The sequence below is a fragment of the Brachybacterium sp. SW0106-09 genome, from assembly GCF_001293905.1.
Lineage (GTDB): Bacteria > Actinomycetota > Actinomycetes > Actinomycetales > Dermabacteraceae > Brachybacterium > Brachybacterium conglomeratum.
In genome coordinates this window covers 137,829-153,694 of the sequence record NZ_BCAK01000004.1, presented here as the reverse complement: position 1 = coordinate 153,694, position 15,866 = coordinate 137,829, and the positions used below count along the sequence as shown (strand labels likewise).

The following is a 15,866-nucleotide window of genomic DNA, read 5'->3' as shown; positions in this document are numbered from 1 at the left end:
TCGCCCCGCCGCCGCCCGCCGCGCCGCCGGAGCCCGCCGCGGCACGATGCCGACGGACCCGCCGCGTGCCGGCACGGCACGGGGCACGGCCAGCCCCTGCACTAGGATCCGGGCAGCAGCACTTCCCCTGGAGGAGACCATGAGCAGCACCGACCAGCGCCCTGCGCGACCGTTCGGCGCGGTGGGGACCGCGATGGTCACCCCGCTGAGCGAGGACGGCCACCGCGTCGACCTCGACGCGGCCCAGTCGCTCGCCGCCCACGTCGTCGAGCACGGCCACGACCTCGTCGTCGTCTCCGGCACGACGGGGGAGGCGCCCACCCTCACCGACGTCGAGAAGATCGACCTGGCCCGCGCCGTGGTCGAGGCCGTCGGCGACGAGGCGACCGTGGTCGCCGGTGTCGGCACCTACGACACCGCCCACTCGATCGACCTCGCCCGCGCGCACGCCGAGGTCGGCGTCGACGGGCTGCTCGTGGTCACTCCCTACTACTCCAAGCCCTCCCAGGCCGGGGTCGTCTCGCACACCACCGCGATCGCGGACTCCACCGACCTGCCGGTGATGCTCTACGACATCCCCGGCCGCGCCGGGATCCCGCTGGCGCTGGAGACCCTGCTGCGCCTGGCGGAGAACCCGCGCATCGTCGCGGTGAAGGACGCCAAGGCCGACCTCCAGCAGGCCTCCCTCGTCATGGCGCAGACCGACCTCGTCTACTACTCCGGCGAGGACGCGCTGAACCTGCCCTGGCTGACGCTCGGCGCGGCCGGCATGGTCTCCGTGGTCAGCCAGATCGCCGGCGACATCGAGCGGGAGATGGTCGAGGCGGTGGACCGCTCCGACCTGCCCGCCGCCCTCGAGGCCCATCGCCGGCTCGTGCCCGTGGTCGAGGCGATCATGAACCGCATGCCCGGCGCGGTCGCCGCGAAGGCCGCGCTGCACCTGCAGGGCGTGCTGCCGCACGCCGCGATGCGCGGGCCGCACCTGCCCGCCGACGCCACCCAGCTGCGCGAGCTCTCCGCCGCGCTGGACGCCGCCGGCCTGCTCTGACCCGATCCGCCCGAGTGCCGAGGAGACCCAGATGACCGCCGCCTTCACCGACCGTCTCCCCGCACCGCCCGAGCTCGCCCCGGGCACGCTGCGGATCACGCCGCTGGGCGGCCTCGGCGACGTGGGCCGCAACATGAGCGTCCTCGAGTACGAGGGCCGCCTGCTGATCGTCGACTGCGGGGTGCTCTTCCCCGAGGAGTCCCAGCCCGGGGTGGACCTGATCCTGCCGGACTTCGACATGCTCGAGGACCGGCTCGACGACGTCGCCGCGATCGTGCTCACCCACGGGCACGAGGACCACATCGGCGCCGTGCCCTACCTGCTGCGGCGCAAGCCCGACATCCCGCTGGTGGGCAGCCAGCTGACCCTCGCCTTCATCGAGGCGAAGCTGCGCGAGCACCGCATCCGTCCCTTCACCCTCGCCGTCGCGGAGGGGCAGAGCGAGAGCTTCGGCCCCTTCGACTGCGAGTTCGTGGCCGTGAACCACTCGATTCCCGACGCGCTCGCGGTGCACGTGACCACCCCCGCCGGGACCGTGCTGCACACCGGCGACTTCAAGATGGACCAGCTCCCGCTCGACGGGCGGATCACCGACCTGCGCGCATTCGCCCGCCTCGGCGAGGCCGGGGTGGACCTGTTCATGACCGACTCCACCAACGCCGAGGTCCCCGGCTTCACCGTCGGCGAGCAGGAGATCGGCCCGGTGCTGAAGGGGATCTTCGCCCGCGCGCGGCAGAAGATCGTCGTGGCCTCTTTCTCCAGTCACGTCCACCGCGTCCAGCAGGTGCTCGACGCCGCCGCGGCGCACGGGCGGAAGGTGGCCTTCGTGGGCCGCTCGATGGTGCGGAACATGGGCATCGCCGCCGAGATGGGCTATCTCCGCGTCCCCGAGGACACGCTCGTCGACGCCAGGCGCATCGACTCCCTGCCCGATGAGCAGGTGGTGCTGATGTGCACCGGCAGCCAGGGCGAGCCGATGGCGGCGCTGGGCCGGATCGCGAACCGCGACCACCGCGTCTCCGTCGGCCCCGGCGACGTGGTCATCCTCGCCTCCTCCCTCATCCCCGGCAACGAGAACGCGGTCTTCCGCGTGGTCAACGGGCTGATGGCGCTCGGCGCCGAGGTGGTCCACAAGGGCAGCGCCAAGGTCCACACCTCCGGGCACGCCAGCGAGGGCGAGCTGCTGTACTGCTACAACATCGTGCGGCCGAGGAACGTCATGCCGATCCACGGCGAGGTCCGCCACCTCATCGCCAACGGCCGCATCGCCGAGGCCACCGGCGTGCCGCGCGAGCGCGTGGTCCTCGCCCGCGACGGCCAGGTCGTGGACCTGAAGGACGGGATCGCCCAGGTGGTCGGGGAGATCCCCAACGGCTACGTGTACGTGGACGGCTCGAGCGTCGGCGAGATCTCCGAGGCGGACCTCAAGGACCGCCGCATCCTCGGCGACGAGGGGTTCATCTCCCTGTTCGCGGTCGTGAACTCCGAGACCGGGGCGCTGATCGCGGGACCCGAGATCCACGCCCGCGGCGTCGCCGAGGACGACGCGGTCTTCGACCGGCTCCGGCCCGACATCGTCAAGGCCCTCGAGCAGGCGGTCGCCGACCAGGCCGACCGCCGCGACACCTACCAGCTGCAGCAGGTCATGCGGCGGGTCGTCGGCCGCTACGTCGGCCAGCGGCTGCGCAGGCGTCCCATGATCATCCCGGTGGTCGTCGAGGCCTGAGCCTCCCGCGTCCCGCCGAGCCGGACACGTGCCCGCGGCGTGCGCCGGGGGCGGAACCCCTGTCGGCGGCGTGATCCGCACCCCGCGGGACCGGATCGCGCGGGTCGCCTCCCGGGCCGGGCGGGGGCCGGAATGTACCATCGGGACCATGGCGACACGTACGTCTTCCCCCGCACGTGCGTCGAAAGGCTCGTCCCGCTCCTCGGCCCCCGGCAGCTCCCGGACCCGCGGAGCCGCGGCGAACGACCCCTCGACGCTCCCTCTGCCGGTGCGCGCAGTGCGCTCCGGCTATCTGGCGATCGCCCGCATGGTCGGCGGCATGGTCCGCGGCATCGGGGTGCAGCGCTGGGAGGTCGAGCCCGAGCAGCGTCGCGACGGCTACGCGCTGTTCCTGATGCTCATCGCGGTGCTCGTCGCCGTGGTCGAGTGGTGGCAGTCCAGCGGCCCCGTGCTCGGCGCCGTGCACACCGTGGTCGCCGGCACCTTCGGGATCTCCTCCATGGTGATCCCGCTGCTGGCCGCCGGCTGGTCGCTGCGCATGTTCCGCCGCCCCGACCAGGTGCGCGCCAACACCCGCATCTCGATCGGGATCGCCGTGCTGCTCACCGCGATCTCCGCCATCGCCTCGGTCTCGGCGCGCCTGCCCGCCCCGGCCGACGGCATCGACGCCCTCGCCCGCGGCGGCGGCGTGCTCGGCTATCTCGCGGCCGCGCCGCTCGAGGCGCTGCTGCCGCCGCTGGCCGTCGTGATCATCCACTCCGCCCTGATCGCCTTCGGCATCCTCGTGCTCACCGCGACGCCGGTCGAGTCGATCCCCTCCCGCCTGCGCGGCGTGTACGACGTGATGGTCGGCCGCAGCGAGGAGGAGGACGAGGAGCGCATCGCCTTCGGCCTGCGCCCGCGCCGCGTCGACCCGGCCGTGCACGAGCAGGAGACCGCGGCCCAGCCCGCCGCCCGCACCCGTCGCCGCACCCGCAAGGAGAAGGCGGAGGCCGCGGAGGCCGAGCGGGACCACGAGGCGTTCGGCTACGCCGGCGACGAGGCCTTCGAGCAGGGCGTGGCCGAGGAGGGCCGACCCGGCGGGAAGAAGCCGGGTCGCGCCGGCAAGGGCGCGAAGTCCGCGAAGACCGGTCCCGCGGGCCCCCGACGCGGCGCCCCGGAGGACGCGACCGAGGTCTTCGACGTGGTCGAGGACGAGAACCAGCGCGCCAAGACCTTCCCCACCGGCGACGAGGCGCCCACCGCGGCGCTGCCCGCCAAGGGGGCCCGCGGCGGGGACCGCACCACCCCCGTGCCCGAGAAGAAGGTGCCCGCCGCCGCGGCGGCGGCCCCGGAGAAGACCGAGGACGCCGCGGAGCTGGTGCATCCGCCGATGGGCGACCTGCCCCGCGCGGGCGAGCAGCTCGAGCTCGCCGGCGACGTCGTCTACACCCTCCCGGAGTCCTCCTTCCTGCTCGAGGGCCCCCCGCACAAGTCCCGCTCCGAGGCCAACGACCAGGTGGTCAGGGCGCTCGAGGAGGTCTTCGAGCAGTTCAAGGTCGCCGCCGAGGTGGTGGGCTTCTCCCGCGGCCCGACGGTCACCCGCTACGAGGTCGAGCTCGAGCCCGGCACCAAGGTCGAGAAGGTCACGGCGCTGGACAAGAACATCGCCTACGCGGTCGCGAGCTCGGACGTGCGCATCCTCTCGCCGATCCCCGGCAAGAAGGCGATCGGCATCGAGATCCCCAACACCGACCGCGAGACCGTCGCGCTCGGCGACGTGCTGCGCAGCCAGGTCGCCCGCCGCAACGAGCACCCGCTGGTGATGGGCGTGGGCAAGGACGTCGAGGGCGGCTACGTCGTCGCGAACCTCGCCAAGATGCCCCACCTGCTGGTCGCGGGCGCCACCGGCGCCGGCAAGTCCAGCTTCGTCAACTCGATGATCACCTCGATCCTCATGCGCGCCACCCCGGAGGAGGTGCGGATGGTGCTGGTGGATCCCAAGCGCGTGGAGCTCACCATCTACGAGGGCATCCCGCACCTGATCACCCCGATCATCACCAACCCGAAGAAGGCCGCCGAGGCGCTCGAGTGGGTCGTCAAGGAGATGGACGCCCGCTACGACGACCTCGCCGCCTTCGGGTTCAAGCACATCGACGACTTCAACAAGGCCGTGCGCGCCGGGGAGGTGCAGGTCCCCGCCGGCAGCGAGCGGCGCCTGGCCCCCTACCCGTACCTGCTGGTGGTCGTCGACGAGCTCGCGGACCTCATGATGGTCGCCCCCCGCGACGTCGAGGCCTCGATCCAGCGCATCACCCAGCTCGCCCGTGCCGCGGGGATCCACCTGATCCTCGCCACGCAGCGCCCGAGCGTCGACGTGGTCACCGGCATCATCAAGGCGAACGTGCCCAGCCGGCTCGCCTTCTCGACCTCCTCCCTGCAGGACTCCCGCGTCATCCTCGACACGCCCGGCGCGGAGAAGCTCATCGGCCAGGGCGACGCCCTGTTCCACCCGATGGGCAAGGCGAAGCCGATGCGCGTCCAGGGCGCCTGGGTCAACGAGTCGGAGATCCACAAGGTCGTCGACCACGTCAAGACGCAGATGACGCCGAACTACCGCGAGGACGTCACCGTCGTCGCGGAGAAGAAGCAGATCGACGACGACATCGGCGACGATCTCGAGGTGCTGCTGCAGGCCGCGGAGCTCGTGGTCACCACGCAGTTCGGCTCGACCTCCATGCTGCAGCGCAAGCTGCGCGTCGGCTTCGCGAAGGCGGGCCGGCTGATGGACCTGCTCGAGTCCCGCGAGATCGTCGGCCCCTCCGAGGGATCCAAGGCCCGCGACGTGCTCGTCCACCCCGACGAGCTCGGCACCGCGATCGCCCGCATCCGCGGGGAGGAGGCCCCGAGCGGGGAGGGCGACGAGCCCTACGGCGCCGACCAGGCCGTGGACCTCGAGCCCGAGCCGACCGAGCCCGTCGGCGAGGGGAGTGCCGACCGGTACGGCAGCGACCCGCTCGCCGACGACGGCACCGAGCCCGCCGTCGACTACTACGACGAGGACGACGAGGAGAGCGAGGACGCCTGGAGCCTCACCGGCCGCTGAGCGTCCCGCCCCCGTCCTTCCCTCGTATCCCGTCCCGCCGCACCCCAGGAGCACCGATGACCACGAAGCCCGAGGCCGAGGTCCCGCTGTGGAACATCGCCAACATCCTCACCCTGCTGCGCTGCGTCATGGTGCCGCTGCTGGTGGTGCTCGCGATCCTCTACCCGGACACCGTGCCGGGCCGACTGCTCGTCGCCGCGGTGTTCGTCCTGGCGATGATCACCGACTTCGTCGACGGGCACCTCGCCCGCAGCCGCAACCTGATCACCGACTTCGGCAAGATCATGGACCCGATCGCGGACAAGGCGATCACCGGCGCGGCGCTGATCATGCTCTCCGTGTGGGAGTACGTCCCCTGGTGGATGACCGTGCTGATCCTGGTGCGCGAGATCGGCATCACCGTCATGCGCTTCACCATCCTGAAGTACGGGGCGCTGCCGGCGAACATGGCCGGCAAGGCGAAGACGATGGTGCAGTCCATCGCGATCACCTTTTGCCTCATCCCCTTCGAGCTGTGGTGGTCCCCGGCGCGCTGGATCGGCCTGGCCCTGGTGCTGCTGGCCGTGGTGCTGACCGTGTGGTCCGGCCTGGTGAACCTCAAGGACGGCCTGCGCCTGCGCCGCGAGGCGCTCTCGGCGGGAACCGGGCAGGCGTGAGCGGGACCCCCGCCGCGGTGATCGACGCCGCCGCGGTGATCGACGCGGCACGCGAGCGCGGCTGGTCGCTCGCGACCGCCGAGTCGCTCACGGCCGGCGCGGTCGTGGCCCGACTGGTCGACGTGCCCGGGGCGAGCGATGTCGTCGCCGGGGGAGCGGCCTGCTACTCCTACTCGGCGAAGACCCGAGTGCTCGGCGTGGACGCCGGGCTGCTCGAGCGCACCGGCGCGGTGACCGCGGAGGTCGCCGCCGCGATGGCCGAGGGCGCGCAGCGGCTGTACGACGCCGACCTTGCCGTCTCCACGACCGGAGTGGCCGGCCCCGGCCCCGACGCGCGAGGTGTGCCGGAGGGCACGGTGCACCTCGGGATCGCCCGACGCGGCGGTCCCGCCCGCACCCGTGAGGTCCGTCTCAGCGGCGGGAGAGCCGAGATCCGGGCCCTCGCCGTCCAGGAGGCCCTTGCCGAGCTCGCCGCCGAGCTCGCCGATCCGTCCGAGTCCTGATCAGCCGGGGACGACGCGGTCCTCTCCTCCCCGACGTCCACCGTGCACATCTCCAGCGAACCCTCGGACGTGGCCCACTACACTCTGGGGAACACTCTCGCGGGAGGACGCGTTGGGCTCCATGTGATGACGACGACGTACCGCATCCCAGAGGTGCATGAGAAGTTCATCCAGAGTCAGAGGAAGGGAGGAAGGTCCATGATCCTGTTCCGTCAGGAGCTGGGGGACGTGCTGCGCGATGCGCGCCGTGCCCAGGGCCGCACGCTGCGGCAGGTGTCCTCCGACGCGCGCGTCTCGCTGGGCTATCTCAGCGAGATCGAGCGCGGGCAGAAGGAGGCCTCCAGCGAGCTGCTCGTCTCCGTGACCGACGCCCTCGGTCTCCCGCTGTCCTTCGTGCTGCGCGAGGTCTCCGACCGCATCGCGGTCGCCGAGCGCGTGACGATCCCGGACACCGTCCCCGAGGGCCTCGCCGACGGCACCGCGCCGCTGGTCGGCGCCAGCTGAGGTGCGGCGCAGCGAGTTCGCGGAGCTGGCCGATCACATGTTCGGCCCCGCGCTGGCCCGCACCTACACCCACGACCTCGTGCTCGAGGAGGTCGGCGGCCTGACCGCCGCCGAGGCCCTCGAGCACGGGGTCGCCGTGCGTGCGGTGTGGACCGCGCTGTGCGAGGCGATGGAGGTCCCCGAGTCCGCCCGCTGGGAGATCCCCGTCGAGCAGCGACGACGCTGACATCCAGCTGGGGCCGGCGCCGCCGCCGGTCCGGCCTCGCTCCCGCTCGGAGCGCCGCACCCACTGTGCCCCGCCCCCGGCCGTCGGGACCGTTCGCCGGGCGGTCCCCGGATCACTGCGGAACGCGCGGCGCGACACGCCCGCGACCGACTTGAGTTCGAACGTCTGTTCGGTAGTCTGTGTTCGTCGGTCCCCGGGCATCGTGCCCGCCTCAGCACCTCTCCTCCCCACTGCCCCGTCATCCACAGGGGCTGCGGGGCAGCGGCGAATGTCGGGGTCGGCGCCTACTGTGGCCGCAAGGTCACCACGTCGGCTCACCCGGCCCTCAGGAAGGAACACCCCATGGCTGCATCGAAGTCCGCCACCAAGTCCACCGCGAAGGATCGCGGCTCCTCCCTCGACAACGCCCTCGCCCAGATCGACCGCCAGTTCGGCAAGGGATCGATCATGCGGCTCGGCGACGACACCCGCCCGCCCGTCGAGGTCATCCCCACCGGCTCGGTCGCGCTGGACGCCGCCCTCGGCGTCGGCGGCCTGCCCCGCGGCCGCATCGTCGAGATCTACGGTCCGGAGTCCTCGGGCAAGACCACCGTCGCCCTCCACGCGGTCGCCAACGCGCAGCGCAACGGCGGCATCGCCGCGTTCATCGACGCCGAGCACGCGCTGGACCCCGAGTACGCCAAGAAGCTCGGCGTGGACACCGACGCCCTGCTGGTCTCCCAGCCGGACACCGGCGAGCAGGCTCTCGAGATCACCGACATGCTGATCCGCTCCGGCGCGCTGGACATCGTCGTGGTCGACTCCGTCGCCGCGCTCGTGCCCAAGGCCGAGATCGAGGGTGAGATGGGCGACTCCCACGTCGGCCTCCAGGCCCGTCTCATGTCGCAGGCGCTGCGCAAGCTCACCGGCGCGCTGTCCTCCTCGGGCACCACCGCGATCTTCATCAACCAGCTGCGCGAGAAGATCGGCGTCTTCTTCGGCAGCCCCGAGACCACCACCGGCGGCAAGGCGCTGAAGTTCTACGCCTCGGTCCGCATGGACATCCGCCGCATCGAGACCCTGAAGTCCGGCTCCGACGCCGTCGGCAACCGCACCCGCGTCAAGGTCGTCAAGAACAAGATGGCCCCGCCCTTCAAGCAGGCCGAGTTCGACATCCTCTACGGCGAGGGCATCTCCCGCGAAGGCGGCCTGATCGACCTCGGCGTGGAGCACGGAGTGGTGCGCAAGTCCGGTGCCTGGTTCACCTACGAGGGCGACCAGCTGGGGCAGGGCAAGGAGAACTCGCGCCAGTTCCTCAAGGACAACCCCGATCTCGCGGCGGAGATCGAGGAGAAGATCCTGCGCACCCTCGGGGTCGGGAAGTACGCCGCGGAGCAGGCGGCGCCCGAGACGGAGATCGGGGCCGAGGACGTGCTGGGCGAGGACGAGTTCCTCGACGAGGACGTCCCCGCCACCATCTGAGCGATGACTCCTCGGCATCACCCCGGCGGCGCCGGCGACCAGCAGGTCGTCGGCGCCGCCGGCGTCCCCGCACGGTCCGCGGGCGCGGCCCCGCACGCTGCCCGGTCCGTGCCTCGCTCCCGGGGCTCGAGCTCACCGGAGGGGGAGGCCCCCGCCCGGCGCCCGCACCCTGCGCAGCAGGTGACCGAGCAGCTCGCCGCGCGCACCCGCGAGATCCTCGAGCGGCCCCGTCCCGAGGAGAGCGAGGAGCAGCGCGCCCGCGAGAAGGCGGTCGTGCACGAGTGCCGCTACCTGATGCGTCTGCTGTCCACGCGGCGCCGCTCCGAGGGCGAGATGCGCGGCCGCCTCGCCGAGCGGGAGGTGCCCGCGGACGTCGCCCACGAGGCGATGGCCCGGATCGCCCGCGCCGGCCTGATCGACGACGCCGCCTTCGCCCGCGACTGGGTCCAGCAGCGTCGCTCCCTGCGCGCGCTCGGCGACGAGGCGCTGCGCCGCGAGCTCGAGGCCCGGCGCGTCGACGCCGAGCTGATCGAGGCCGCCCTCTCGGACGGGCAGAGCGACGAGGAGCAGCGCTGCCGCGAGCTGGTCCGCTCCCGCATCGACCACCGCGACCGGGAACGGCTGCGCGAGGAGCGCGACGGCAGCCACCGCCGCCGGCTCTCCCGCCGGCTCGATGCGCTCCTGACCCGCAAGGGCTATCCCGGTGATCTGGCCGTCCACGTGATCGCGGGGGAGCTGCGCGCCGCCGCCGAGGACCCCGCCGCCTGAGCTCGGACGGCGGTCCGAGGCCGGCGTGCCGGGGGCAGTCCATCGCGCTGCCCCGGTCAGGGGATCGGGGGAGTGCCCACCGCCCGGGCCGGGGCGCGACGGGCGAAGCTGCTTCGGCGCTGCACCCACACCGCCAGGCGCGACAGGCTGATGTTCAGCGCGATGTACACCGCCGCGCCCACGGTCAGCAGCGGCAGCAGGTACTGCGCATTGGTCAGCGCGTCCGCCACCCGGCTCACGCTGCGCAGCAGCTCCGCGTAGCCGACGATGTAGCCGAGCGAGGAGTCCTTCACCAGCACCACGCCCTGGGCGATCAGCGAGGGCATCATCATCTGCACCGCCTGCGGCAGCTGGATGTCCCGGTAGGTGAGGAAGGACCCCATCCCCAGGGACTCCGCCGCCTCCGTCTGCCCCTTCGGCAGCGCCGCGATCCCAGCCCGCAGGATCTCCGCGAACACCGCCGCGTTGTAGAGCGTCAGACCGAACACCACCGCGATCAGCTGCGTCGCCCCCGGCAGCACGAGGATCCCGAAGAACATCACCAGCACCACGGGAAGGCCGCGGAGGAACTCCGTCACGGCGACGACGGCCCAGCGCACCGGCGCGAAGGGCGAGGAGCGCAGGGAGACGAGCACGAGCGCGAGCAGCGCCGCGAGCGGCAGCGCGATCGCCGCGGCGATCAGGGTGTTGAGCAGGCCGCGGAACACCGCCTGCCATACATGGCGGGTCTCGTAGCCGGAGAAGTTCGTCGGCACGTCCACGAGCACCAGCCAGCGTTCGTTGAACGCCCCGTTGCGGGCGAGGAGGGCCACGACGCCGCCGATCACCAGGATCAGGACGAGGGCGAGCACGATCGAGATGCGTCGCTCCCGGGCCCTCTCCTCGGGGCCGGCGACGTCGTAGAGCACGGGGCCGCTGCTGCTCATCGGGCGAACGCCACCTTCCGTTCGAGGCGCCCGGCCAGCTGGCCGAGCGGGATGCAGATCACCAGGTAGAACAGGGCCACGCCGAGCAGGATCGCGATCACGTCGGCCGAGTACACGTTGGTCAGGCGCCGGGACATGGCGAACAGCTCGAACACGCCGAAGGCACCGGCCACCGAGGTGTTCTTCACCAGTGCGATGAGCACGCTGATCAGCGGCGGGATGGCGGTGCGGAACGCCTGGGGGAGCACCACGATCAGGAGGTTCTGCCGGAACGACATCCCCAGCGAGCGCGCCGCCTCCGCCTGGCCCACCGCCACGGAGTTGATGCCCGAGCGCACCGCCTCCGCCACGAAGGCCGAGGTGTAGCAGGTCAGAGCGATCGTCGCGGCGGTGCGGTAGTCGAAGGCGAAGCCGATCGACGGGGTGACGAAGACGAAGAAGAAGAAGACGATCGTCAGCGGAGTGTTGCGCAGGAACTCCGTGTACGCGGTGGCGGCCAGACGCAGGGGGCGGTACGGGGAGACCCGCAGTCCGGCCACGACCGTGCCGAGCACGAGGGAGAGCAGGCCGGAGACCAGCGCGAGCGACAGCGTCGTGCTGAACGCGGTCCACAGCATCTCGCGCTCGATGACGAACGTTCCCATGGAGGCTCCTGGCGGGGATGTCGGTGCGCGCGGGGAGTCGGCGCGGTGCTCGGGGCGGGGCGGGGCCCCGGCGGGTGCGGTGCTCTCGGGCGAGGCCGGAGGAGACCGGACCCCGCCGGGCGGGATGCGGCGAGGTGGAGCGGACGGACCGGGGCGCGGGCCGGGCGGGCCCGCGCCTCCGGGGATCAGTACCGGTCGACGGCGGGCGGATCCGGGGTGGGCAGCACCGCCCCGGCGGTTCCTTCCCAGGCCTCCGCCCAGGTGCCGTCCTCGTAGGCGGCCTCGAGGGTGTCGTTGAGGAAGGTGCGGAAGTCGTCGTCGCCCTTGGCCAGGCCCACCCCGTAGGGCTCTTCGGTGAAGGTCTCGCCGTCGTTCACGAGCTTGAGGTTGTCCGGATCGGACTCCACGAAGCCCGCGAGGATGACGTTGTCGGTGGTGACCACGTCGACCTGGCCGTTGATGAGGGCGGTGACGCAGTTGGAGTAGGTGTCGAAGTTGACCAGCTCCGCGTCGGGGTGGTTGTCGAGGATGTACTGCGCCGGGGTGGAGCCCTCGACCGAGGCGACCTTCTTCCCGGCCAGGGAGTCCTCGCCGGTGATGTCCTCGTTGTCCACCAGCACCATCAGCGCCTGACCGGCGACGTAGTAGGGCCCGGCGAAGTCGATGACCTCCTTGCGGGTGTCGTTGATGGTGTAGGTCGCGACCACCAGGTCCACCTGCCCGTTCTCGATGAACGGCTCGCGGTTGGCGGAGACGGTCTCGACCCACTCGATGTTCCCCGCCTCGATGCCGAGCGCGCCGGCGAGGATCTTCCCGATCTCGACGTCGAAGCCGACGGGCTCGCCATCGGGTCCGGCCAGGCCGAACAGGGGCTGGTCGAACTTGGTGCCGATCGTGATCTTCCCGGCCTCGGCGAGGGCGGCCATGGTCGAGCCCTCGGCGAAGGAGGAGGCGTCGACCTCGGCGGCTTCGGGCTCGCCCCCTCCGGTGCCGCCGCAGGCGGCGAGGCCGAGGGCCGTGGCGGCCCCGACGGATCCGGTGAGGAAGAGACGACGGTTCAGGGGGCTGGCCATGATGTTCTCCTTGCGTCGGGTGCTGCGGGATCGGGGACGGACGGCGGCGGTGCCGTCCGTGTCGGAGCGGTCGGGAGGAGCGGCGGGGCGGATCTCGGGAGCGACGGCGGGACCGCGCTCAGTGGTGGAGGATCTTGCCGAGGAAGTCCTTCGCGCGGTCGGTCTCGGGGGAGGAGAAGAACGCCTCGGGCTCGCGCACCTCGACGATGCGGCCGGAGTCCATGAACACCACCCGGTCCGCGGTGCGGTGGGCGAAGCCCATCTCATGGGTCACCACGATCATCGTCATCCCCTCCTTGGCGAGGTCGGTCATCACCTCGATGACCTCGCTGATCATCTCGGGGTCCAGCGCGGAGGTCGGCTCGTCGAAGAGCATCACCTTGGGCTTCATGGCCAGCGAGCGTGCGATCGCGACGCGCTGCTGCTGGCCGCCGGAGAGCTGGGCGGGGAGCTTGTCGGCCTGATCGGCGACCCCCACCCGCTCCAGCAGCGCCATGGCCTCCTTCTCGGCCTGCGCCCGCGGGACGCCCTTGACCTTGATCGGGGCGACGCTCACGTTCTGCAGCACGGTCTTGTGGGCGAAGAGGTTGAAGGACTGGAACACCATCCCCACCTCGGAGCGCAGCGCGGCGAGGCCCTTGCCGGAGGTGGGCAGCACGGTCCCGTCGATCCGGATCTCACCCTCGTCGATCGTCTCGAGCCGGTTGATGGTGCGGCACAGGGTCGACTTGCCCGAGCCGGAGGGCCCCAGCACCACCACGACCTCGCCCGCGGCGACCTCGAGATCGATGTCCTTGAGCACGTGCAGGTCCCCGAAGTGCTTCTGCACCCCGGAGAGCTGGACGAGGGGCCGTGGCGCGGCGTCGTCGCCGCTCACGGGACCGGGCGTGGCGTGTGTCATACCGGAACGCTAGGGCACCATCCCGCATCCCCCGAGCGGCGAGGGCCCACCGTCATGATCTTGTGACCTTGGCCGGAGGGGCGGGACGCGCCGATGGGGGAGGGATCACCCCGTCCGCGGCAGGGGCCGAGCGCGCGTCGCGCCGTACCCTGGATCCACTATGTCTCTCACCGCCCCCGCCCCGCAGCGCGGCACCTACCAGGTGCGCACCTTCGGCTGCCAGATGAACGTGCACGACTCCGAGCGCCTCACCGGCATGCTCGAGGACTCCGGCTACAGCGCCGCGCCGAAGGACGCCGATCCGCGCCGCGGCGAGGTCGACGTGATCGTGTTCAACACCTGCGCGGTCCGGGAGAACGCGGACAACAAGCTCTACGGCACCCTCGGCGGGCTCCGCCCCGGCAAGGACGCGAACCCGGGGATGCAGATCGCCGTCGGCGGCTGCCTCGCGCAGAAGGACCGCGCCGCGATCGTCGAGCGCGCCCCGTGGGTCGACGTCGTCTTCGGCACACACAACATCGGCTCGCTGCCGGTGCTGCTGGACCGCGCCCGCCACAACGCCGAGGCGCAGGTCGAGATCCTCGAGTCCCTGGACGTCTTCCCCTCGACGCTGCCCACCCGGCGCGAGTCCGCCTACGCGGCGTGGGTGTCGATCTCCGTGGGCTGCAACAACACGTGCACCTTCTGCATCGTCCCCTCTCTGCGCGGCAAGGAGAAGGACCGCCGCCCCGGCGACGTCCTCGCCGAGGTGCGCGACGTGGTCGACTCCGGCGCGATCGAGGTGACGCTGCTGGGCCAGAACGTGAACTCCTACGGCGGGGAGTTCGGGGACCGGGGCGCCTTCGCGAAGCTGCTGCGGGCCTGCGGCGACGTCGAGGGGCTGGAGCGCGTGCGCTTCACCTCCCCGCACCCTGCGATGTTCACCGACGACGTCATCGACGCGATGGCCGAGACGGACAACGTCATGCCCCAGCTGCACATGCCGCTGCAGTCCGGCTCCGACGACGTGCTGCGCCGCATGAAGCGCTCCTACCGCTCCAAGAAGTTCCTCGGCATCCTGGACCGGGTCCGGGAGCGGATCCCCGAGGCCGCGATCACCACCGACATCATCGTCGGCTTCCCCGGCGAGACCGAGGACGACTTCCAGCGCACCCTCGAGGTGGTCGAGGCCTCCCGCTTCTCCAGCGCCTTCACCTTCCAGTACTCCATCCGTCCCGGCACCCCCGCGGCGACCATGGAGGACCAGGTCCCCAAGGAGGTCGTGCAGGAGCGGTTCGAGCGGCTCGTCGCCCTCCAGGACCGCATCGCCCACGAGGAGAACCTCGCGCAGGAGGGCCGCAGCGTCGAGATCCTCGTCGCCGAGGGCGAGGGGGATCGCGACGCCGAGACCCGCCGCCTCTCCGGCCGCGCCCGTGACCACCGCCTGGTGCACTTCTCCCTGCCGGCGGACCTGCCCGAGGCGCAGCGGCCCCGCCCCGGCGACCTGGTCACCGCCACGGTCACCCATGCCGCGCCGCACTACCTCATCGCCGACAGCGCCCTCGAGGCGGGCGCGCCCCTGCGCGCGGGGGACCCGCGCTTCTCGGTGCGCCGCACCCGCTCCGGCGACGCCTGGGAGGCGGGCGTGCAGGGCCTGGACGCGGGCGGCTCCTGCGGCACCGGCCACGGGGGAGCGGCGCCGGCCGGACCGGTCACCCTCGGGATGCCGAGCCTGCGCCGCGGCTGAGCCGTCGGCGGGAGGCCCCGCCGTCGGCCGCGGCCGACGCCCGACCTGCCCGTCGGTCGCGGCCTGCGCACGCGGACGAGCCGGGGCCCTCGCGAGCGATCGCGAGGGCCCCGGCTCGTGCTGCGCAGGAGGCGGACCTCAGGTGTCGAGGTCGTCGAGCTCGGCGCCGAGGCGCTCCTCCAGACTGTGGAAGAAGGCGATCACGGTGCTGAGCCCGCACTTGATCGCGCTGTCGATCTGGGAGTCGAGGGCGCCGGCGCGGAAGTCCGCGGCCAGTTCGCCGTACACGCCGAGGAGACCCTCGGACTCGCGGCGCACGTAGACCTTCGGCCAGATGCGGTTCATGTTCCACTCGTTGCAGAGCTTGACCATCTCGACCTTGCGCGAGACGTCCACCGAATGGCTCCAGCGGCCGCGGGTCTGCAGCACGCCGAGATCCTCTCCGGTGAGCATGAACTGGAAGCGGTAGTCGTCGAAGCGTGCGCGGACGATCTCCGCGTGCTCATCGTCCTCGACGAAGGCATAGCCATGGCGGGTGAGGCTCTCCTCGAGCCTCGCCATGGTCACAGGGGCCAGACCAGTGGCCGAGTCCGTCCTGACAGGGGACTCGTTCGGTGCA

The 15,866-nt window shown here is 71.9% G+C and carries 15 protein-coding genes; 10 read left to right on the top strand and 5 right to left on the bottom strand.

Annotated elements, in window-relative coordinates:
- Positions 1–139: 139 nt before the first annotated feature.
- From dapA to Y09_RS03380, 9 genes are all read left to right on the top strand, one after another.
- The gene (dapA, locus tag Y09_RS03420; protein WP_053916246.1) at positions 140–1,048 is read left to right on the top strand and encodes a 4-hydroxy-tetrahydrodipicolinate synthase; all 909 of its coding nucleotides are present in this window, start codon (positions 140–142) and stop codon (positions 1,046–1,048) included.
- A gap of 31 nt (positions 1,049–1,079) precedes the next feature.
- Complete coding sequence (locus Y09_RS03415) at positions 1,080–2,774, top strand: ribonuclease J (protein ID WP_053916245.1); 1,695 nt, start codon at positions 1,080–1,082, stop codon at positions 2,772–2,774.
- 268 nt (positions 2,775–3,042) lie between these two features.
- The gene (locus tag Y09_RS03410) at positions 3,043–5,859 is read left to right on the top strand and encodes a DNA translocase FtsK (protein WP_053916244.1); all 2,817 of its coding nucleotides are present in this window, start codon (positions 3,043–3,045) and stop codon (positions 5,857–5,859) included.
- Positions 5,860–5,915: 56 nt separating this feature from the next.
- Positions 5,916–6,515, top strand: a complete 600-nt coding sequence (pgsA, locus tag Y09_RS03405) for a CDP-diacylglycerol--glycerol-3-phosphate 3-phosphatidyltransferase (protein ID WP_053916243.1) — start codon at positions 5,916–5,918, stop codon at positions 6,513–6,515.
- Positions 6,512–7,018 carry a CinA family protein gene (locus tag Y09_RS03400; RefSeq protein ID WP_053916242.1) on the top strand — a complete coding sequence of 169 codons (507 nt, stop codon included), beginning with the start codon at positions 6,512–6,514 and terminating at the stop codon, positions 7,016–7,018. Before pgsA ends, Y09_RS03400 begins: the two co-directional genes overlap by 4 nt.
- 198 nt (positions 7,019–7,216) lie before the next feature.
- On the top strand, positions 7,217–7,522 hold the full coding sequence (locus Y09_RS03395; protein ID WP_010551394.1) for a helix-turn-helix domain-containing protein: 306 nt from the start codon (positions 7,217–7,219) through the stop codon (positions 7,520–7,522).
- A 1-nt stretch (position 7,523) separates the two neighbouring features.
- Positions 7,524–7,748, top strand: coding sequence for a DUF3046 domain-containing protein (locus Y09_RS03390; RefSeq protein WP_053916241.1), 225 nt, complete (start codon positions 7,524–7,526; stop codon positions 7,746–7,748).
- Between the two features lie 342 nt (positions 7,749–8,090).
- Positions 8,091–9,209 (top strand): recombinase RecA, encoded by a 1,119-nt coding sequence (recA, locus tag Y09_RS03385; protein WP_053916240.1) that lies wholly within the window; start codon positions 8,091–8,093, stop codon positions 9,207–9,209.
- 3 nt (positions 9,210–9,212) lie between these two features.
- Complete coding sequence (locus Y09_RS03380) at positions 9,213–9,977, top strand: regulatory protein RecX (protein ID WP_082358606.1); 765 nt, start codon at positions 9,213–9,215, stop codon at positions 9,975–9,977.
- A gap of 56 nt (positions 9,978–10,033) precedes the next feature.
- Here Y09_RS03380 and Y09_RS03375 read toward each other — a convergent pair whose 3' ends face one another.
- The 4 genes from Y09_RS03375 to Y09_RS03360 form a co-directional block, all read right to left on the bottom strand.
- Positions 10,034–10,903: an amino acid ABC transporter permease gene (locus tag Y09_RS03375; protein ID WP_053916239.1), complete on the bottom strand. Its 870-nt coding sequence runs from the start codon at positions 10,901–10,903 to the stop codon at positions 10,034–10,036.
- On the bottom strand, positions 10,900–11,547 hold the full coding sequence (locus tag Y09_RS03370; RefSeq protein ID WP_053916238.1) for an amino acid ABC transporter permease: 648 nt from the start codon (positions 11,545–11,547) through the stop codon (positions 10,900–10,902). The genes Y09_RS03375 and Y09_RS03370 overlap by 4 nt, the downstream gene beginning before the upstream one ends.
- A 185-nt stretch (positions 11,548–11,732) precedes the next feature.
- The gene (locus Y09_RS03365; protein WP_053916237.1) at positions 11,733–12,620 is read right to left on the bottom strand and encodes a glutamate ABC transporter substrate-binding protein; all 888 of its coding nucleotides are present in this window, start codon (positions 12,618–12,620) and stop codon (positions 11,733–11,735) included.
- Positions 12,621–12,738: 118 nt separating this feature from the next.
- Positions 12,739–13,521, bottom strand: a complete 783-nt coding sequence (locus Y09_RS03360) for an amino acid ABC transporter ATP-binding protein (RefSeq protein WP_053916236.1) — start codon at positions 13,519–13,521, stop codon at positions 12,739–12,741.
- Between the two features lie 160 nt (positions 13,522–13,681).
- Between Y09_RS03360 and miaB the strand changes: the two genes are divergently transcribed.
- On the top strand, positions 13,682–15,247 hold the full coding sequence (gene miaB / locus Y09_RS03355; RefSeq protein ID WP_053916235.1) for a tRNA (N6-isopentenyl adenosine(37)-C2)-methylthiotransferase MiaB: 1,566 nt from the start codon (positions 13,682–13,684) through the stop codon (positions 15,245–15,247).
- Between the two features lie 138 nt (positions 15,248–15,385).
- Here the strand turns inward: miaB and Y09_RS03350 are convergent, their stop codons facing one another.
- Positions 15,386–15,808 (bottom strand): YbjN domain-containing protein, encoded by a 423-nt coding sequence (locus Y09_RS03350; RefSeq protein ID WP_082358605.1) that lies wholly within the window; start codon positions 15,806–15,808, stop codon positions 15,386–15,388.
- Between the last annotated feature and the right edge of the window lie 58 nt (positions 15,809–15,866).